At 70.4% G+C, this 17,430-nt stretch carries 16 protein-coding genes and 1 pseudogene; 9 read left to right on the top strand and 8 right to left on the bottom strand.

Annotated elements, in window-relative coordinates; genetic code table 11:
- Nucleotides 1-38: 38 nt before the first annotated feature.
- Nucleotides 39-2,555: a DUF6185 family protein gene (locus ACZ60X_RS14965; RefSeq protein ID WP_469598429.1), complete on the bottom strand. Its 2,517-nt coding sequence runs from the start codon at nucleotides 2,553-2,555 to the stop codon at nucleotides 39-41.
- A gap of 230 nt (nucleotides 2,556-2,785) precedes the next feature.
- On the opposite strand from ACZ60X_RS14965, the gene ACZ60X_RS14960 reads away from it, so the two are divergent.
- Nucleotides 2,786-3,184, top strand: coding sequence for a hypothetical protein (locus tag ACZ60X_RS14960; protein ID WP_469598036.1), 399 nt, complete (start codon nucleotides 2,786-2,788; stop codon nucleotides 3,182-3,184).
- Between the two features lie 105 nt (nucleotides 3,185-3,289).
- On the opposite strand, the gene ACZ60X_RS14955 is transcribed toward ACZ60X_RS14960, so the two are convergent.
- Genes ACZ60X_RS14955 through ACZ60X_RS14945 form a run of 3 tightly spaced genes read right to left on the bottom strand, consistent with a single transcriptional unit; the run spans nucleotide 3,290 to nucleotide 6,354 of the window.
- The gene (locus ACZ60X_RS14955; protein WP_469598033.1) at nucleotides 3,290-4,423 is read right to left on the bottom strand and encodes an Mrp/NBP35 family ATP-binding protein; all 1,134 of its coding nucleotides are present in this window, start codon (nucleotides 4,421-4,423) and stop codon (nucleotides 3,290-3,292) included.
- 43 nt (nucleotides 4,424-4,466) lie between these two features.
- The gene (locus ACZ60X_RS14950; protein ID WP_469598031.1) at nucleotides 4,467-5,075 is read right to left on the bottom strand and encodes a DUF1003 domain-containing protein; all 609 of its coding nucleotides are present in this window, start codon (nucleotides 5,073-5,075) and stop codon (nucleotides 4,467-4,469) included.
- Nucleotides 5,065-6,354 carry a magnesium transporter MgtE N-terminal domain-containing protein gene (locus ACZ60X_RS14945; RefSeq protein WP_469598029.1) on the bottom strand — a complete coding sequence of 430 codons (1,290 nt, stop codon included), beginning with the start codon at nucleotides 6,352-6,354 and terminating at the stop codon, nucleotides 5,065-5,067. Before ACZ60X_RS14945 ends, ACZ60X_RS14950 begins: the two co-directional genes overlap by 11 nt.
- A gap of 290 nt (nucleotides 6,355-6,644) precedes the next feature.
- Here ACZ60X_RS14945 and ACZ60X_RS14940 point away from each other — a divergent pair, with 290 nt between their 5' ends.
- Nucleotides 6,645-7,355, top strand: coding sequence for a hypothetical protein (locus ACZ60X_RS14940; RefSeq protein WP_469598026.1), 711 nt, complete (start codon nucleotides 6,645-6,647; stop codon nucleotides 7,353-7,355).
- Between the two features lie 17 nt (nucleotides 7,356-7,372).
- On the opposite strand, the gene ACZ60X_RS14935 is transcribed toward ACZ60X_RS14940, so the two are convergent.
- Nucleotides 7,373-7,885 (bottom strand): hypothetical protein, encoded by a 513-nt coding sequence (locus ACZ60X_RS14935; protein WP_469598024.1) that lies wholly within the window; start codon nucleotides 7,883-7,885, stop codon nucleotides 7,373-7,375.
- Between the two features lie 23 nt (nucleotides 7,886-7,908).
- On the bottom strand, nucleotides 7,909-9,033 hold the full coding sequence (locus ACZ60X_RS14930; protein ID WP_469598022.1) for a magnesium and cobalt transport protein CorA: 1,125 nt from the start codon (nucleotides 9,031-9,033) through the stop codon (nucleotides 7,909-7,911).
- Nucleotides 9,034-9,461: 428 nt separating this feature from the next.
- Here ACZ60X_RS14930 and ACZ60X_RS14925 point away from each other — a divergent pair, with 428 nt between their 5' ends.
- Nucleotides 9,462-10,046, top strand: coding sequence for a suppressor of fused domain protein (locus ACZ60X_RS14925; RefSeq protein WP_469598020.1), 585 nt, complete (start codon nucleotides 9,462-9,464; stop codon nucleotides 10,044-10,046).
- 30 nt (nucleotides 10,047-10,076) lie between these two features.
- On the opposite strand, the pseudogene ACZ60X_RS14920 reads toward ACZ60X_RS14925, so the two are convergent.
- Nucleotides 10,077-11,278: pseudogene (locus ACZ60X_RS14920) on the bottom strand (MFS transporter).
- A 128-nt stretch (nucleotides 11,279-11,406) separates the two neighbouring features.
- On the opposite strand from ACZ60X_RS14920, the gene ACZ60X_RS14915 reads away from it, so the two are divergent.
- The 3 genes from ACZ60X_RS14915 to ACZ60X_RS14905 all read left to right on the top strand — a co-directional run bounded on the left by ACZ60X_RS14915 (nucleotide 11,407) and on the right by ACZ60X_RS14905 (nucleotide 13,730).
- Entirely contained in the window at nucleotides 11,407-12,048 is a 642-nt protein-coding gene (locus ACZ60X_RS14915) for a DUF6758 family protein (protein ID WP_469598017.1), read from the top strand.
- A gap of 145 nt (nucleotides 12,049-12,193) precedes the next feature.
- On the top strand, nucleotides 12,194-13,051 hold the full coding sequence (locus tag ACZ60X_RS14910) for a PHP domain-containing protein (RefSeq protein ID WP_469598015.1): 858 nt from the start codon (nucleotides 12,194-12,196) through the stop codon (nucleotides 13,049-13,051).
- Between the two features lie 73 nt (nucleotides 13,052-13,124).
- Complete coding sequence (locus ACZ60X_RS14905; RefSeq protein WP_469598013.1) at nucleotides 13,125-13,730, top strand: MarC family protein; 606 nt, start codon at nucleotides 13,125-13,127, stop codon at nucleotides 13,728-13,730.
- Nucleotides 13,731-13,793: 63 nt separating this feature from the next.
- Here ACZ60X_RS14905 and ACZ60X_RS14900 read toward each other — a convergent pair whose 3' ends face one another.
- Nucleotides 13,794-13,946, bottom strand: coding sequence for a hypothetical protein (locus tag ACZ60X_RS14900; protein WP_356029071.1), 153 nt, complete (start codon nucleotides 13,944-13,946; stop codon nucleotides 13,794-13,796).
- A gap of 185 nt (nucleotides 13,947-14,131) precedes the next feature.
- On the opposite strand from ACZ60X_RS14900, the gene ACZ60X_RS14895 reads away from it, so the two are divergent.
- The 3 genes from ACZ60X_RS14895 to ACZ60X_RS14885 all read left to right on the top strand — a co-directional run bounded on the left by ACZ60X_RS14895 (nucleotide 14,132) and on the right by ACZ60X_RS14885 (nucleotide 17,378).
- Nucleotides 14,132-15,037, top strand: coding sequence for an NYN domain-containing protein (locus tag ACZ60X_RS14895; RefSeq protein ID WP_469598427.1), 906 nt, complete (start codon nucleotides 14,132-14,134; stop codon nucleotides 15,035-15,037).
- Between the two features lie 344 nt (nucleotides 15,038-15,381).
- The gene (locus ACZ60X_RS14890; RefSeq protein WP_469598010.1) at nucleotides 15,382-16,197 is read left to right on the top strand and encodes an MmyB family transcriptional regulator; all 816 of its coding nucleotides are present in this window, start codon (nucleotides 15,382-15,384) and stop codon (nucleotides 16,195-16,197) included.
- A gap of 131 nt (nucleotides 16,198-16,328) precedes the next feature.
- The gene (locus ACZ60X_RS14885) at nucleotides 16,329-17,378 is read left to right on the top strand and encodes a PhlD (protein ID WP_469598007.1); all 1,050 of its coding nucleotides are present in this window, start codon (nucleotides 16,329-16,331) and stop codon (nucleotides 17,376-17,378) included.
- Nucleotides 17,379-17,430 lie beyond the last annotated feature (52 nt).

Here is a 17,430-nt window from a genome sequence, read left to right as displayed (position 1 = left end):
GCTCCCGCGGCGGTCCGGGTCGTGTCCGTCCTGTCCGGCTAGCCGCGGGTCAGCTGGTGCCAGATGGCCACCGCCGCCGCGACCTGGGCGAGGAGCCAGGCGACGTGTCCGGAGAAGCCCCGGAGCTGGTAGATGGACACCAGCAGCGCGAACCGGCTGGGCCAGTACTGCTGTTCCTCCCTGAAGGTCGACGTGTCCATCCAGATGCTGGTGAGCGTCAGGATGGACAGCATGAGCACGGAATAGAAGAGCAGATTGCCGAGGTCCACGTCGGTGAACGCCTTGAGGAGAACGGCCAGGCACGCCGGCACGGCATAGGCGAAGGTCAGGCTCCAGGCACGCACGGGGCTGCGCCGGCCGGGCAGCAGACGCCACAGCGCGCCCAGGATGAACCCGGCGGCGCCCCACGCCACCTGATAGGCCAGGAAACCGACGATGACATCGGGAATCCCGGTCGGCTGGTAGGCGAGTTGCAGCCGGTACCAGGGGTCGCGTAGGTGCAGATAGAGCAGCGCCCCGCTGGCCGGGACCCCGAACCAGAAGGCCATGCGCGCGGCGTGCAGGGCATTGGTCCACCAGTGGCCTTCCGGGCCCCAGGCCAGGGCGGCTTCCAGCACGGAGATCTGCTCGGGCGGGGTCCTCCGGCCGCAGCCGTCCACCAGCCACTGGCGCAGGGCGTGCAACCGCCCCTCCAGCTCCTCGCAGGTGACCCCCTCGGCGTGCCCCTGATCCAGCAGTGCCAACTGGTGGTTGACGCCGCGGTACTCGTGAGCCTTGGCCATCAGCTCACCGCGGTGCTTCCTGGTGCTCAGCCTCTTCGAGTAGAACGTGTCGCCGAGCCTGCTCAGTACCGACCATCGCCGCCCGGCGGCGAGAACCGCGAACAGTGAGCCGATGTTCAGCACGAGCCAGAAGCTGTACTGGGCGCTGTTGCCCACGAGGATGGCGCCCTGGAGACCCACGGTGAAGGCGAACACCACCGCGGTGAGCAGCCGGTCCGGCCCTTCCGGACCCAACGCGGACTTCTTCTGCTTGTGACCGGTCGCCGACCGCGGCGACGTGGCGCGCGCGTGCAGGAGGGCCACGAGTGCGATGCCCGTCAGGACCCAGGTGTAGGAGAAGATCCAGGTGAGTTCCATGACGGGGAAGCCGCCCAGATACTCGCCGACGTACGCCCCGTGCCCGGCCTCGGCCCTCGGGTCGGCGAGCCAGCACTTCCGGCGCCACTGGTTCTCGCTCTCCCAGCAAAGATGCGCGAGCAGACCTTCGGCGGCCACCCCGAGCAGCGCCGACACGACGGCGACACACCGCACCGGCGCCGTGTCCCACCGGGCCGTCCAGGAGGCCGGGACAAGCGCCCCCTCGCGTCCGAAGCGCCAGGCCCACGCGGTCATCGCGGCCAGCCACAGCCACACGGTCGCCAGGCCCAGGAGTACGTAGCCGACCTCGCCGGAGACGTCCACCGCCGTTTTCGACGTCAGGGTCGGTGGCAGATCGAAGAGTTGGGGCGCCAGGACCACCAGCAGGCCGACCGCCGCCACCAAGGAGGTCGCCCCGACGACGGCGCGGGCCTGATGGCGCCGCCGCCGGTCCGCCGAGGCGCCGTCCGTGCCGGCGATCGGCGCGCAGCCACTCCAGGGGCGGGCGACGAGGACGAGTGCCAGGCCGGCGGCGATGCAGACGAGGGCGTACCACCGCCCGTCGGGCTGCCGGGAGTTGAGCAGCAGCAGCGTCAGGGCGACCGCTCCGCTGAGCACGGCCCACTGCAGAAGGGTCTGTGTCGGGCCCACGGTGGAGCTGCCGACGCCGACGACCCGAGAGGCTCGCTGGGTGCGGACTGCGGCCAGCGCGAGCACGACGGAGGCGCACACCCACCAGGCCGCGACCCCGGCCGTGCTCCAGAACGACTGGCCGTAACTCAGGAGCCAGGAGCGCTGCCACGGGAGGTCCACGTCGAGCTGGACGCGGGCGGGCGGCTCGTCGGTCCACGTCAGCTGATCCTCGGTGGCGGAGGATGCCAGCTTGGAACGGTCGTTGAAACGCAGGCCGCTCAGGTCGGCCTCGATCTTCTCCCAGTGGGCCTTTCGGAGGGTCGGCGGGCGGAGACGGGCCTGCCAGGTCTCTCCCCGCTCCCTGCTGATTTGCCAGGGGCCGAGTGCGATGGGTCTGTAATCCTGGATCAGGGCGAGACAGTCGTATTCCACCTTGACGACTCCGTGGCCGATGCTCACCACCGGGTCCCGGGTGCGCCATTCCCTGCTGTGGTCCGCCTGGTCCGAGCCGCGCAGCAGGCAGCGCATCGCACGCTGATATTCCGGGGAATCCTCGCTGAATGTCAGCTGTCTCGCCTGCGGCCACTTATCCAGGGGTAAGGTGATCTTCATGTTGGAATAGATTCTGACATAGTCACCCGTGACGTTCTGGTCGAATCGGAGCATGGCGTCGACAGTGCTGCTGTCGAGCTGATTCTCCACACAACCGGAGCTTATTTTCTGCCGTGCCTCCGCATTGTTCTGTCCTGCCTGCGCAGGCACGGAGAACACCCACCACAGCATGGCCACCGTCATCAGCAGCGAAAACCGCCGCCATCGGATTCCCTGCAACTCCCCGACACCTCCTCTCCCGGGAATTTAGCCATGCCGAATAACGGGCGCCCACGGACACACGGCAGCAGGCCGACGGCCCACTCCGTCGGCTCTTGGCGGCCGTTGTCCTCGAATTGCAGGAAATCAGTCAGCGGCTGATAATGGAATCCGATGACCGTCAACCATTTGACGGAGGGGTCATGACCGACGCATCGGTGTCCGTTCCCAGGAGCCCTCTTCCCCGCTTCGAGGAGGCGCAGGGGCTGGGACCTCAGGACACGGAGTTCGTCCGGGACCTGGTGGCGGTGCTGGCCAAGCACGGGAATCTGAACCGCTTCGGCCTGTGCCTTCTGCACGATCACTTCCCGATCGCCGCGGACGAGATCCTGGTGGAGACGAACGACTCCAGAGCCCGCACCCTCCACGCCCGCGTGGAGAAGGCGGACGGCACACGGCACACCAAGGCCTCGCAGTGGCGCTTCCTGCCGCACGGCGAGGACGGGCCGGGCACGGAACCCGGCGCAGGGGCGTACGAGGTGCTCCAGTTGTGCACCACGCTCGACCTGTGCCCGGGGGAGACGGAGAAGCGCGACCCTTGACCGGGAGAGAGGGGCATACGAAAGAAGGGGCGCCGTCATGGCGGACGGTGCCCCTTCGCCGTAGCCGCCCGGGAACGGCGTACGGAACGCTGCCTGGAGCGGCTCCTAGAACTTGTTCTTGGGCGTGAGCCCCAGCGACAGGCCCGACAGGCCGCGCTGCCGGCCGCCCAGCTTCCCGGCGATCGCCTTCAGCGCGCTGCCCGCCGGGGAGTCCGGGTCGGTCAGCACCACCGGCCTGCCCTCGTCGCCGCCCTCGCGGAGGCGGACGTCGATCGGGATGGAGCCGAGGACCGGGACCGTCGTCCCCGTGGTGCGGGTCAGGCCGTCGGCGACCAGCTGGCCGCCGCCCGTGCCGAAGACGTCGACCATCTCGCCGCAGTGCGGGCAGGGCAGGCCGGACATGTTCTCGACCACGCCGACGATCTTCTGGTGGGTCTGTACGGCGATGGAGCCGGCGCGCTCGGCGACCTCGGCCGCCGCCTGCTGAGGCGTCGTCACGACCAGGATCTCGGCGTTCGGGATCAGCTGGGCCACGGAGATCGCGATGTCGCCCGTGCCGGGCGGCAGGTCCAGCAGCAGGACGTCGAGGTCGCCCCAGTAGACGTCCGCGAGGAACTGCTGCAGGGCGCGGTGCAGCATCGGGCCGCGCCACACGACCGGGGCGTTGCCCGGCGTGAACATCCCGATGGAGATGACCTTCACGCCGTTCGCCGACGGCGGCATGATCATGTTCTCGACCTGGGTCGGACGGCCGTCCGCGCCCAGCATGCGCGGCACCGAGTGGCCGTAGATGTCGGCGTCCACCACGCCGACCTTGAGGCCGTCGGCCGCCATCGCCGCCGCCAGGTTCACCGTCACCGAGGACTTGCCGACGCCGCCCTTGCCGGAGGCGACCGCGTAGACCCGGGTGAGGTTGCCCGGCTTGGCGAAGGGCACCTCGCGCTCGGCCTGGCCGCCGCGCAGCGCAGCCGCCAGCTCCTTGCGCTGTTCGTCGCTCATCACGTCGAGCGTGACATCGACGCGGGTGACGCCCTCGACCCGCGAGACCGCCTCGGTGACGCGCTGGGTGATCGTCTCGCGCATGGGGCATCCGGAGACCGTCAGGTACACCGTGACCGCGACCGCTCCGTCCGCGCCGATCTCCACCGATTTGACCATCCCCAGCTCGGTGATGGGGCGGTTGATCTCGGGGTCGTTCACCGTCGCCAGTGCCTCGCGCACCGCGTCTTCCGTAGCCATAAGGACGATGGTACGGCGCTCTCAGGGGCCTTCGGGATGCCCCTCAGCGGTCGTCTGTGTCACGTCCCGGCGACCGTTCTGACCGTTCCGCCGGGAATACGACCCGGTCGCTGCGGCCCTGCTGTTCCTCCAGCTCCTTGACCAGGTCCTGGAGCTCGGAGCGGATCCAGTCGCGGGTCGCCACCTCGCCGAGACCCATGCGCAGCGCGGCGATCTCCCGGGTCAGGTACTCGGTGTCGGCGATGGACCGCTCGTTCTGCTTGCGGTCCTGCTCCAGGTTGACCCGGTCGCGGTCGTCCTGCCGGTTCTGCGCGAGCAGGATCAGCGGAGCGGCGTAGGAGGCCTGCAGGGACAGCGCCAGCGTCAGGAAGATGAACGGGTACTGGTCGAAGCGGAGCCAGACGGGCGCGGCGACGTTCCACAGGATCCACAGGATGATGACGACCGTCATCCAGACGATGAAGCGTCCGGTGCCCAGGAACCGGGCGATCTTCTCCGACATCACGCCGAAGGCCTCGGCGTCCCACTCGGGCAGATAGCGGCGCCGGGGCGGGGCCGGCTGGTCCAGCCGGGGCGTACGGGGCGGCCGGGTGGCCGCCGTGGCGCCCGCCGGGGTGCGCTCGCGGCTTGCGCTGTCGCGCTCAGGAGCCATGCGCGGCCGCCCCCTCTCCCTCGTCCAGGTGGAACTCGTTCTCCCGCCAGTCGTCGGGCAGCATGTGGTCCAGTACGTCGTCCACGGTCACCGCGCCCAGCAGCGATCCGGCCTCGTCCACCACGGGCGCGGCGACCATGTCGTACGTGGCGAAGAACCCGGCGACGGCCGGCAGCGCCGCGTCCGGGTCGAGCGGCTGCAGATCGGTGTCGACGATCGAGCTGACCAGCGTGTACGGCGGATCGCGCAGCAGCCGCTGGAAGTGGACCGTGCCCAGGTACTTGCCGGTCGGCGTCTCGTCGGGCGGCCGGCAGACGTACACCTGGGCGGCGAGCGCGGGGGAGAGGTCCCGGTTGCGGACCCGGGCGAGGGCGTCGGCGACCGTGGCGTCCGGGCGCAGCACGATCGGCTCGGTGGTCATCAGACCGCCGGCCGTGTGCTCCTCGTACGACATCAGGCGCCGCATCTCGGCCGCGTCGGCGGGCTGCATCAGACTCAGCAGCCGCTCCTTGTCCGCCTCGGGCAGCTCGGAGAGCAGGTCGGCCGCGTCGTCGGGGTCCATGGCCTCCAGCACGTCCGCCGCGCGCTCCTCCTTCAGCTTGCCGAGGATCTCGATCTGGTCGTCCTCCGGCAGTTCTTCGAGGACGTCGGCGAGGCGGTCGTCGTCGAGCGCGGCGGCGACCTCCGCGCGCCGCTTGGCGGAAAGGTGGTGCAGGACGTTGGCGAGGTCGGCGGGGCGCAGCTGCTCGAAGGTGGCGAGCAGGCTCTCGGCGCCCTGGCCGTGCTCCTCCAGCGAGAAGCCGGTGACGGCCGACCACTCCACGGTCAGCGTCTCCCCCCTGGCTCTCCGGAAGGCCCCGCCCTTGCGGCCCTTGCGGACGAAGACGCGGTCGACCTCCCAGTCCCGGCGGGCGGGCAGCTGCTGCACGGCCACGTCGAGGACCGTGACCTCCTCGCCGCTCTCCGTGAGCCTCACACGCCGGTCCAGCAGCTCGCCGAAGACCAGCCGTTCGGTGGGCCGCTGCTCGAAGCGCCGGACGTTCATGACGCCGGTGGTGATCACCTGGCCGGACTCGATGCCGGTCACCCGGGTCATGGGCAGGAAGATCCGGCGCCGGGTGGCCAGCTCGACGACCAGCCCCAGCACGCGCGGGGGCCGTCTGCCGACGCGCAGCATGACGACGAGGTCGCGTACGCGGCCCACCTGGTCGCCGTTGGGATCGAAGACGGGGACCCCGGCGAGGTGCGAGACGAAGATCCGGGGGGCGCCGGCTGCCATGGCTTGCTTCCTCTGCTGACGTGGCCTGGGAATCTCTCGTTGAGGGGAGTCCCCACCGAACAGGGTGCTCCACCTTCTTTCTGAATTGCTCGGATTTGCCCGCTCGCGTGCGCTTCAGGCTAGCCCGTGGCGGTCGGACACGCCCTGGCGGGCGGTCCGGACGGACTGGCTCCGCCGGGCGGCCGGGGCACCGGTACGCTGCCGTACGCCGCTTGAGGACCCGTCCAGGACTCGTCAGAAAGGCAGCTCCATCGGTGACTGCGACTCCCCAGGGCCGAACCCGCCGGACGATGCGGGCGACCGCGATCTGCGCACTGGCGGTGACAGGGGCGGCGGTGCTGGCCGGATGCGGCAGCGACGACCCGGACGCGGGCACCAACGGCGTGGGCAAGCTGCCCGCCGACCAGATCCAGTCGAGGACCCGCGCGGCGGCGGACGCGGCACCGGCGGTACGGCTGTCCGGAACCGTGGTCACCAGCGGGCGCACCTACCAGCTGGACATGCGTCTGAAGTCCGACGGCGGCACCGGCTCGGTGACCTCGCAGGGCGCCACCTTCCAGCTGCTGCGCGTCGGTGCGCAGCTCTATCTGAAGGCGGACTCGGACTTCTGGAGCCACGCGAGCGGCAGCGCCGGCGACAGCACGGCCGGCACGCTGAACGGCAAGTACGTCAAGGTGCCGCAGGCGGATCCCGCGTACAGGAAGTTCAGCGGCTTCACGGACAAGTCGGTGCTGCTCGACGGGCTGCTGACGCTGCACGGAGCGCTGACGACCGACGGCCACCACGACCAGTCGGGCACCCCCACCATCCGCATCACCGGCGACAAGGGCTCCGGCGGCACCCTCGACGTCTCCCTCCAGGGCACCCCGTACCCCCTCAGCCTGGTCCGCGCCGGCGGCGCCGGGACGCTTCGCTTCTCCGACTGGGGCAAGGACTTCACGGTGACGCAGCCGGCCAAGGGGGAGACGGTGGACTACGGCAAGCAGCTGCCGACGTCGTAGGGCGGCTGTGCGGACCGCTACTTCCTCCGCCGCTTCGCGAGCAGTCTCGGCAGCCCCGCCGGGATCGGTTCCCGGGTGGTCGCCGGAGTCGGGGCCGGACGCTCCGCCAGGTCGCCGTCGGGCAGGGGCGCCACCGGTCCGGCGGGAGCCAGCCGCAGCACCCGGCACTCCCGCGCCCAGCGGTCCGGCATCCCCTCGCCGTCCGGGGCGTTCAGGCGCTTGCCCTTCAGCTCCGCGACGGCCGCCTGCCACTCCTCGGACCCGGCGGCCAGCTCGGTCACGGCCACCGGGAACGTCACCAGCCGGCCGCCCTTGTCCTTGCTGCGCACGGTCACCTCGGCGGACCCGCCGTCGGCCAGCCCGGCCAGTGGCTGCTCCCCGGGGCCGTCGCCGACCAGGCACACCGCGCCCTCGTGCCACACGTGCCACAGGGCACGCGCGGCCGGGGCACCTGTGCCCCTGACCCAGATCAGGCCGGACTTCTTCGCGGCCTCCTCGATGAGGGCCCGGTCGAGCAGCTCGCTTCGCATGGCGTCAGCCTATCGAGGCCCGCTCACAGCCAGCCGTTGCGCTTCAGCACCCGGTGGATGCCCACGCACGCGGCGATGGTCACGGTCAGGACCAGCGGGTAGCCGTACTTCCAGTGCAGCTCCGGCATGTGGTCGAAGTTCATCCCGTACACACCGGTCACCATCGTCGGCACGGCGATGATCGCGGCCCAGGCGGTGATCTTGCGCATGTCCTCGTTCTGCGCGACGGACGCCTGCGCCAGGTTGGCCTGGAGGATGGAGTTGAGCAGCTCGTCGAAGCCGATGACCTGCTCCTGGACGCGGGCGAGGTGGTCGGCGACGTCCCGGAAGTACTTCTGGATGTCCGGGTCGATCAGCCGCATCGGCCGCTCGCTCAGCAGCTGCATGGGCCGCAGCAGCGGCGCGACCGCCCGCTTGAACTCCAGCACCTCGCGCTTGAGCTGGTAGATCCGCGCCGAGTCCACGCCCCGCGAGACCTTGCCGCCCGGACCCGGCGAGAAGACCTCGGTCTCCACCTCGTCGATGTCGTCCTGCACGGCGTCCGCGACCGCGATGTACCCGTCCACGACGTGGTCGGCGATCGCGTGCAGCACCGCCGACGGGCCCTTGGCCAGCAACTCCGGGTCGTCCTGGAGGCGGTGGCGCAGCGCCCGGAGCGAGCCCTGCCCGCCGTGCCGGACGGTGATGAAGAAGTTCCGGCCGGTGAAGCACATCACCTCGCCGGTCTCCACGACCTCACTGCTGTCGGTGAGCCGGTCGTGCTCGACGTAGTGGATGGTCTTGAACACGGTGAAGAGCGAGTCGTCGTAGCGCTCCAGCTTCGGGCGCTGGTGGGCCTGCACCGCGTCCTCGACGGCCAGCGGGTGCAGCCCGAACTCGCCCGCGATACCGGCGAATTCGGCCTCCGTCGGCTCGTGCAGGCCGATCCACACGAAGCCGCCGTCGCGCCGCACCAGCCGCATCGCCTCGTGCGGGCCGAGCGGCTTGCCGCTCTCGACCCGGCGGCCGTCGCGGTAGACCGCGCAGTCCACGACGGCCGAGGGGGTCGAGGGGTCGCGGGTGGTGTCGTACGCGGCGCCGGTGTCCTTGCGCAGCGAGGAACGGGACGACGGGCGGACCACGGCGCGCAGGTCGCGGATCATCGACATGGGGCAGACTCCTTCGCGGGCAGGCGGCGAAGGCGCGTGACGACGGGTGGAACTGCCCGCAACGGGGACGGTCCTGAACGCGGGATGTCCGGCACGTCCACAAAGCGGGGAGCACCGCACCGTCGCGGTGGCGACTTCGCTGCTCACGCAGAACTGACGTTGACGTGCTCTTCCGGGCGACGGCGCACACAGGAAGGCGGCGGGCAGCCGGAGACCGGTCTGCCGGTGACCAGGAGGGAGAGGCGGTCGGTGACCGGATCAGTGGCCGGAAGAGCGGGTGGTACTACCAGGTCGACTTCGATCCATGACAGCCCCACCTCCTCCGGCCGGTCCCTCGTAAGGGAGTCTCATCGGCGGTCAGGTTATCAGCCGCCCCGTACTGTCAAGGTGCCGCTTCGGGTGCTACTGACGAGTTCTATGCTCACCGCATGGTTGATGTCCTTCCTCTGGTCGAGGCACGGTTGAGCACCGCGCTGGGCGAGCCGGACGCGCGCGCCGCCGTCACCTTCCTCGGCACGGACCGCATCGAGGTGCTCCGGTTCCGGGAGGGAGAGCTTCTGCGGTACGCCACCCTCGGCATGTCCCAGCACCCCATGACCGACCCCACGGCCGTGCTCGCCGACCCGGTCAAGGGCCCCCGCGCCGAGCTGGTCCTCTCCGTCCGAGCCGGCGCCGCCGACACCGACAAGCTGCTCCGCCCGCTGGCCGTACTGGCCGCGTCCCCGCAGGTGGAGGGGCTGGTCGTGACGCCGGGCGCCTCGCTCGACACCGGCGAGCCGCTGTGGCCCGGCGCCCCCTTCACCTCGGTGCTGGTGGGCGAGCCCGGCGGCCTCGTCGAGGACCTGGAGCTGGACGACCCGATGGATCCCGTACGGTTCCTGCCGCTGCTGCCGATGACGCCGAACGAGGCCGCCTGGAAGCGGGTGCACGGCGCCCAGGCCCTCCAGGAGCGCTGGCTGACGCACGGCACGGATCTGCGGGATCCCGCCCGCACATCCGTCCCGCTGCACTGAGCAGGCTCACCGACGCGAGGCGGTATCCGGTCAGTCGGCGAACGCGCTGACGCCGTCCTCCATGGCGTGCGCGGCTTGGCGTTCCGCCGCCTCGTGCGTGAGCGCCTTGCGCCGTACGACGACCACGGCCGCGCCCAGCAGGGCGGTGAGCGCCGCCACCACGAACGGGACGTGGATGTCGGTCCACTCCTCGATCTTCGGCGCGAAGTAGGGGGCCGCGGCGGCCGCGAACCAGCGGACGAAGTTGTAGCCCGCGCTCGCCACCGGGCGCGGCGCGTCCGAGACCCCGAGGGCCAGCTCGGTGTAGACGGTGTTGTTCACGCCGATGAAGGCGCCGGACAGGACCGTGCAGACGACGGCCGTGGTGTGGTCGCCGTAGCCGAGGACCAGGACGTCCGCGGCGAGCAGCGCCAGCGAGCCGCCGAGCACCTTCAGCGAGCCGTGGCGGGCCTGCATGCGCGGCGCCACGACCACCGAGAAGACGGCGAGCAGCACGCCCCCCAGGCGAAGAACACCGCGCCCGAGCGGTACGGCGTCATGTCCAGCACGAACGGCGTGAAGGCCAGCACCGTGAAGAACGTGTAGTTGTAGAAGAACGCCGAGACCGCCGCCGAGGCGAGGCCGCCGTGGCCGAGTGCCCGGAGCGGGTCCAGCACGGAGGTCCTGCGGACCGGCTTCGGCTGCTCCTTCAGGAACGCCGTGATGCACAGGAAGCCGATCGCCATCAGCGTGGCCGTGCCGAAGAAGGGGTAGCGCCAGCTGACGTTGCCGAGGACGGCGCCGAGCAGGGGGCCGCAGGCCATGCCGAGGCCGAGCGCGGACTCGTACAGCAGGATCGCCGCCGCGCTGCCGCCGGCGGCGGCGCCGACGATGACGGCGAGGGCGGTCGAGACGAACAGGGCGTTGCCGAGTCCCCAGCCCGCCCGGAACCCGACGAGCTGCGCGACCGAGCCGGAGGTGCCGGCCAGGCCCGCGAAGACCACGACGAAGGCGAGGCCGAGCAGCAGGGTCTTGCGGCCGCCGACCCGGCTGGAGACGAAGCCGGTCAGCAGCATCGCCACCGCGGTGATCAGGAAGTACGAGGTGAAGAGCAGGGACACCTGCCCGGCCGTGGCGTGCAGGCCCCGGGCGATGGAGGGCAGGATCGGGTCGACGAGCCCGATGCCCATGAAGGCGACGACGGAGGCGCCGGCCGTGGCCCAGACCGCCCTGGGCTGTCGCAGGAGGTCCATGCGTTCTCCCCTCAAAGTTAGCTCGGCTAATAAATGTAATATACAAGCAAGCGGGGTCGGTCAAGGGTTCCGTCCGGACGGGTGATCGTCCTTGACGTGGGCGGGCGGGGGTAGGACCGTGGGGCCCTATGAGGGGCGAACCCAGTTGCCCGAGGTGTGGTGGCCGGGTCAGGGCTCCCGGCCTCTTCGCCGATGCGTGGCAGTGCGATGTGCACGGCACGGTGTACCCGATGCAGCCCGTGATCCCGCCCAGCGTCGAAGCCCTCGCCGCCGTCGTGCACCGGACGCACGTCCCGGTGTGGATGCCCTGGCCGCTGCCGGTCGGCTGGCTGTTCACGGGCGTGGCCTACGCGGGCGACGACCGCAGCGGGGGCCGTGCCACCGCCGTGGCCTGCACCGGCCCCGGCCCGCTCGGCGGCCCGGCGGAACTCGTCCTGGTCGCCGAGGAACTCGGCGTCGGCCTGGGCGCGCGCTACGCGGGCATCGACGGCCCGGACCCGGGGTCGTACATGAACATCGAGAAACCCCCCGAGACCAAGGTGCTGGCCGCGGGCCGCCCGACCCCGCTGTGGCACGTCTTCCGCACGCCCGACGACCGCGCGGTCTTCGCCGGCGAGGCGCTCGGCATGTGGCTGTGGGCGGTGATGTGGCCCGAGCAGGCCGCGCTGCTCATGTACGACGAGCTGGTGCTGACGGATCTGCGGGAGGCGGGGGCGGAGCTGGACCTGGTGCCCTGCGGAGCGTTGTCGCCGCGCCTGCTCCGGCCATAGCGCCCGCGGGGGTGCCGGGCTGTGTCGCGTGCGCCGGTACGGCTGGGAGGGTGGCTGGTCGCGCCGTCCCCAGTGCCCGTGCGGGCGCTGAAACTACGGGTACTATCAGGTGTCCCCCTTTGAATCGTCGGTGTCTGGAGTCGTCGTGCGTATAGATCTGCACTGCCACTCCACGGCTTCGGACGGTACGGACACCCCGGCCGAGCTGGTGCGCCACGCTGCCGCCGCCGGGCTGGACGTCGTCGCGCTGACCGATCACGACACCACGCGCGGGCACGGCGAGGCGATCGCCGCGTTGCCCGCGGGGCTGACCCTGGTCCCCGGGGCCGAGCTGTCCTGCCGTGTCGACGGGGTGTCCCTGCACCTGCTGGCCTACCTCTTCGACCCCGAGGAGCCCGCGCTCCTCGCCGAGCGGGAGCTGGTGCGCGACGACCGGGTGCCGCGGGCCAGGGAGATGGTCGCCAAGCTCAACGCGCTGGATGTGCCGGTCACATGGGAGCAGGTGGAGCGGATCGCCGCCGGTGGCTCCGTGGGGCGCCCGCACGTCGCGAGCGCGCTCGTCGAGCTGGGTGTCGTACCGACCGTGAGCGACGCGTTCACCGAAAAGTGGCTGGCCGACGGCGGACGGGCCTTCGTGGAGAAGCACGAGACCGACCCCTTCGAGGCGATCCGGCTGGTCAAGGGCGCGGGCGGGGTCTGTGTCTTCGCGCATCCGGCCGCCGCCAAGCGGGGCCGGACCGTACCGGAGGCGCGCATCGCCGAGATGGCGGCGGCCGGTCTGGACGGCATCGAGGTCGACCACATGGACCACGACGCCGACGCGCGCGAGCGGCTGCGGGGCCTGGCGAAGGACCTGGGCCTGCTGGTCACGGGCTCCTCGGACTACCACGGCAGCCGCAAGACCGTCTCGCTCGGCGCGTACACGACCGACCCCGAGGTGTACGGGGAGATCACGCGGCGCGCCACCGGCGCGTTCCCCGTCCCGGGCACCGGCGGAGCGTGAGGCGGCCGGCCCACGGCCCGCCGCACCGACTCACGCCCGTATCACTTCTCCCTGCAAGGCCTGCTGCACAACCATGTTCGACATCGCCGTCTTCGGCTCCCTGTTCCTGACCCTTTTTGTCATCATGGATCCCCCTGGGATCACCCCGATCTTCCTCGCCCTGACCGCCGGACGGCCCGGCAAGGTGCAGAGGCGGATGGCCTTCCAGGCCGTCTGCGTGGCGTTCGGGGTCATCGCCGTCTTCGGCGTCCTCGGCCACCAGATCCTCAACTACCTGCACGTGTCCGTGCCCGCGCTGATGATCGCGGGCGGGCTGCTGCTCCTGCTGATCGCGCTGGACCTGCTCACCGGCAAGACCGACGAGCCGAAGCAGACGAAGGACGTGAACGTCGCCCTGGTGCCGCTGGGCATGCCGCTGCTGGCCGGGCCCGGAGCGATCGTGTCCGTGATCCTGGCCGTGCAGAAGGCGGGCAGTGTGGCCACGCAGATCTCGGTGTGGTCCGCGATCCTCGCGATCCACGTCGTGCTGTGGCTGGTGATGCGTTACTCGCTGCTGATCATCCGGGTCATCAAGGACGGCGGTGTCGTCCTCGTGACGCGGCTCGCGGGCATGATGCTCTCCGCGATCGCCGTGCAGCAGATCATCAACGGGGTCACCCAGGTGATCCGGGGGAGCTGAGCCGCCCTCGGCCCGGCTCCCCCGGAAAAGCGTGAGTGAAGGGTCCCGTGACGGGCGTTCCCGTTACGAGGCCGGGGTCTCGGCCGGGCGGATCCACAGCCGCTGCCCGATGGCGGCGGCCTGCTGAACGATCCGGTTGACGGAGGCGGCGTCCACGACAGTGCAGTCCACGGTGGTGCCGTCGACCTCGTCGAGTCGCCTGATCTCGAAGCGCATGGGCTTCTCCCTTCGTCTGGTCATCCTCCTGCGGAGAACTACTGGTGTGACGTGCTGTCGTACCTAGTCAACGTGCTTCGTGTTACAAACATTCCCTACGCTAAAGAAATTTTTCGAACGACTAATTACTAGCGAGTAAGGAACCGACCGGGACCGGTTGTGTCCGCAGCGTGACCACCGGGACAATGGAGGCGATGAACGACGACCCGGCGGCCCTGGCCGCCCGCATCGACCGCACGAACGAGCTGCTGGAGCGCATGCTCGCCGAGGTGGCGAAGACGCCCTCCACCCACGCGATCTTCGTCGACGCGGGCTATCTGTACGCGGCCGCCGGGCGGCTCGTCGCCGGGACCGAGGACCGCCGGGCCTTCGACCTCGACGCCGAGGGGCTGATCGAGGCACTCATCGACAAGGCCCGCACGATCTTCGCGGACAGCCGGCTGCTGCGCGTCTACTGGTACGACGGCGCCCGCCGCCGGATCCACACCGCCGAGCAGCAGACCATCGCCGAACTGCCCGACGTCAAGGTCCGCCTCGGCAACCTCAACGCCAACAACCAGCAGAAGGGCGTCGATTCACTGATCCGCTCGGACCTGGAGTCCCTGGCCCGCCACCGTGCCATCAGCGACGCGGCCCTCCTCGGCGGCGACGAGGACCTGGTCTCGGCGGTCGAGGCGGCCCAGGGCTACGGCGCCCGGGTCCACCTGTGGGGCATCGAGGCACCCGAGGGCCGCAACCAGGCCGAACCCCTGCTCTGGGAGGTGGACAGCCAGCGCACGTTCGAGCTGGAGTTCTTCAAGCCGTACGTCTCGCGCCGCACGGCCGCCGCGTACGACGCCTCCGCCGGGGCCCGGCCCAGCCGGGAGGACGTCCGCTTCGTCGGCGCCCAGATCGCGGCGAAGTGGCTGGCCTCCCGGGGCCGTGAGGCACTGGTCGAGCTGCTGCCCGGTCACCCCTACCTGCCCGGCTCCGTCGACCAGGACCTGCTGGTCGAGGCCGAGGGCCTGCTCCAGTACTCCCTGCGCGGCCAGGCGGATCTGCGCCGCGCCCTGCGGGACGGGTTCTGGGGGCACCTGCAGGCGCAGTTCTAGGCGGTACCGGACGGCCGCGAGGCCGGGGAACGCGTCGGCGGCCGGTGCCGAGTCCCCTGGTGTGGGGCGGGAGGGCACCGGCCGCAGCCTGGCCGCCGGTGATTCACCGGCTCTTTCTGCGGCCCCATCCGGCGTATACCAGCCGGTAATTCGAATATTTCCAGCCAGTACCCGCCAGGGGTGGTATCCGCGCGGTCACAGGTGAGCACACTGGCAGGCCGGCGCCGCGCACCACCGAGCATGCAGGACGCACCTCCACGCTTTCTACGGGAGATCTTTCGGAGTAAAGCCAGCACCATTAATTACACTGACTGACTGTCAACAACGCCGGGGGGCACGCACCAGTGAACAAACGAGCACTGAAACAACTGCTCAAAGACCGACGCGCCCTCATCGCGCCCGAGGCCCACGGCCTCACCCGGCCCACCGGGCCCGGCCGGCGCGCCCCCGGGCTGTCCCAGCACCAGGTCGACCAGCTCCTCAACCGGGCGTTCGGCACCTACCACCGCCTGGAGTCCGGCACCTACGCCAACGCGCCCGTCGACCTGCTGCGCGACATAGCCCGCCTGTTCGCGCTCAACGAGCAGGAGTGGATCTCCCTGTGCCGCTACGCGCGCGGCGAGGACCCGCCGAACCCGCTCTACGACACCAGCGGTCACGCTGTCCCCTCCGCCTGGGAGGACGCGGTCGCCGCCGTGGCGCATCCGGCCTACGTCACCGACGCCTCATGGAATCTGCTCACTTGCAACGAGCAGTTCCACCGCCTCTTCGCGTCCGGGCGGGCCCCGGAGAACACCATGCGCTGGATGCTGATCGACGGCCGCGAGCAGCTCACGGACTGGACGAACGCCTGGGCGCCGCTCGTCATGACCCAGCTCCAGGCGGCACTTGCGCAGCGCCCCGACGACAAGGTGCTGTGTGAGATCGAGCGGGAAATCCTCAGCGACCCCCTGGCCCGCCCGCTGTACGAAGTGGGCGGCACTTCGGTCCATCCCGACGGCGACGAAAGGCCGATCTGGCATGCGGCCGACGGTCCGGGCTGGGTGACGATGTGCGTGGCGCAGCCGATGTCGGCCCCCGGGGCGAGATTCATGATTCTCATTTTTCGGCCAGGTCCGCGGCGATCGAGTCAACGTCCTCCGATGCTTCAAGCTCGCTGAGGCGCCGAAACCCCCTTCCTCGCCCGCGTTTGACGGGTGGCGAAAGAGCATGGCCAGGACGGCAGGGAAACGAACCAGCCAACTTTGCCGTACCGTCACCTCCATCAGGTTGCGCGTCCTAGGGGGGACCCATGCCCGTTCACATCGCCCGTCCCAGTACCGCCCTCGCTGCGCACAAGGTCACCACGGGGGAGATAGCCGACGACATCCGCGCCCACCACCCCGACCATCCGCGCCTCGGGGCGATCCTCCGCGTCCTGCGCAACTGCGGCGTCGAGACCCGGTACTTCACCCAACCGCTGAATTCGCCCACCGTCAGCGGTGCCGCCTCGATAGAGAGGCGCGCGCCCGGGGCCTTCGCCGACTCTCTCGACATGGCGGAGCGCGCGGCCCGTTCCGCACTGCGAAGTCACGGCCTTGAACCGGGCGAGATCACCGGCCTGATCACCACCCACGCCACCAGCTGGGCCGTACCGAACCTCGACATCCACCTCGTGGACCGGCTCGGCCTGCGCCCCACCATCCGTCGCACCGCCCTGACCACCGGGGCCTGCGCGGGCGGCGCCACCGCCCTCGTCCGCGCGGTCGAACAGGCGCTGCTCCACCCCGGTTCCCGCGTCCTCGTCGTCGCCGCCGAGGTGCTGTCCGCGGCCTACAACCACGCAGACACCAAGATCGAGCACATGATCTACAAGGCGCTGTTCGGCGACAGCGCGGCCGCCACCGTCGTCAGCGACGAGCCCTGCGGCCCCGGCCTCACCCTCGACAGCACGGAGGGACTCTTCGAGTACGTCCTCCCGGGCTCGCTCGACTTCTACGCGGGCCGTATCGACGGCAGCGGCCTGCACTTCGACTCCACCAAGGCAGCCATGGGCGGGGCCAAGCACGTCATGCCCGCGCTCCTGGAGTGGCTCGCCGGCCGCTCGGTCACGGTCCCGGTCATCCACCCCGGCTCCCGGCCGATCATCATGGAAACCGCCACGGCCCTCGGCCTCACCGAGGACGACGCCCGCCACTCGCTCGACACTTTGTCGGAAGAGGGCAACCTCGGAGGAGTATCGGTTCTTCGCGTCCTGGAACGCACCCACGGCCGTCCTCCGGCCGACGGCGAGCAGGCCCTGATCGTCGCCTACGGCCCCGGTTTCAGCGTCTGCGCCCTGCACGCCACGTGGACCGACTAGGACAGGGCGGTCGGAAGTGGCACACACGGAAGACGACTGCCCTGCTCTGCAT

The sequence above is a fragment of the Streptomyces sp. NPDC104106 genome (assembly GCF_055584345.1).
Note: the sequence above shows the minus strand (reverse complement) of the source record. Positions and strands in the feature narration are given on the sequence as shown.

Coding starts and splice junctions, on each gene's coding strand:
- ACZ60X_RS14965 (WP_469598429.1), bottom strand. CDS start 2,555: ATGCTGTGGTGGGTGTTCTCCGTGCCTGCGCAGGCAGGACAGAACAAT.
- ACZ60X_RS14960 (WP_469598036.1), top strand. CDS start 2,786: ATGACCGACGCATCGGTGTCCGTTCCCAGGAGCCCTCTTCCCCGCTTC.
- ACZ60X_RS14955 (WP_469598033.1), bottom strand. CDS start 4,423: ATGGCTACGGAAGACGCGGTGCGCGAGGCACTGGCGACGGTGAACGAC.
- ACZ60X_RS14950 (WP_469598031.1), bottom strand. CDS start 5,075: ATGGCTCCTGAGCGCGACAGCGCAAGCCGCGAGCGCACCCCGGCGGGC.
- ACZ60X_RS14945 (WP_469598029.1), bottom strand. CDS start 6,354: ATGGCAGCCGGCGCCCCCCGGATCTTCGTCTCGCACCTCGCCGGGGTC.
- ACZ60X_RS14940 (WP_469598026.1), top strand. CDS start 6,645: ATGCGGGCGACCGCGATCTGCGCACTGGCGGTGACAGGGGCGGCGGTG.
- ACZ60X_RS14935 (WP_469598024.1), bottom strand. CDS start 7,885: ATGCGAAGCGAGCTGCTCGACCGGGCCCTCATCGAGGAGGCCGCGAAG.
- ACZ60X_RS14930 (WP_469598022.1), bottom strand. CDS start 9,033: ATGTCGATGATCCGCGACCTGCGCGCCGTGGTCCGCCCGTCGTCCCGT.
- ACZ60X_RS14925 (WP_469598020.1), top strand. CDS start 9,462: ATGGTTGATGTCCTTCCTCTGGTCGAGGCACGGTTGAGCACCGCGCTG.
- ACZ60X_RS14915 (WP_469598017.1), top strand. CDS start 11,407: ATGAGGGGCGAACCCAGTTGCCCGAGGTGTGGTGGCCGGGTCAGGGCT.
- ACZ60X_RS14905 (WP_469598013.1), top strand. CDS start 13,125: ATGTTCGACATCGCCGTCTTCGGCTCCCTGTTCCTGACCCTTTTTGTC.
- ACZ60X_RS14900 (WP_356029071.1), bottom strand. CDS start 13,946: ATGCGCTTCGAGATCAGGCGACTCGACGAGGTCGACGGCACCACCGTG.
- ACZ60X_RS14895 (WP_469598427.1), top strand. CDS start 14,132: ATGGAGGCGATGAACGACGACCCGGCGGCCCTGGCCGCCCGCATCGAC.
- ACZ60X_RS14885 (WP_469598007.1), top strand. CDS start 16,329: ATGCCCGTTCACATCGCCCGTCCCAGTACCGCCCTCGCTGCGCACAAG.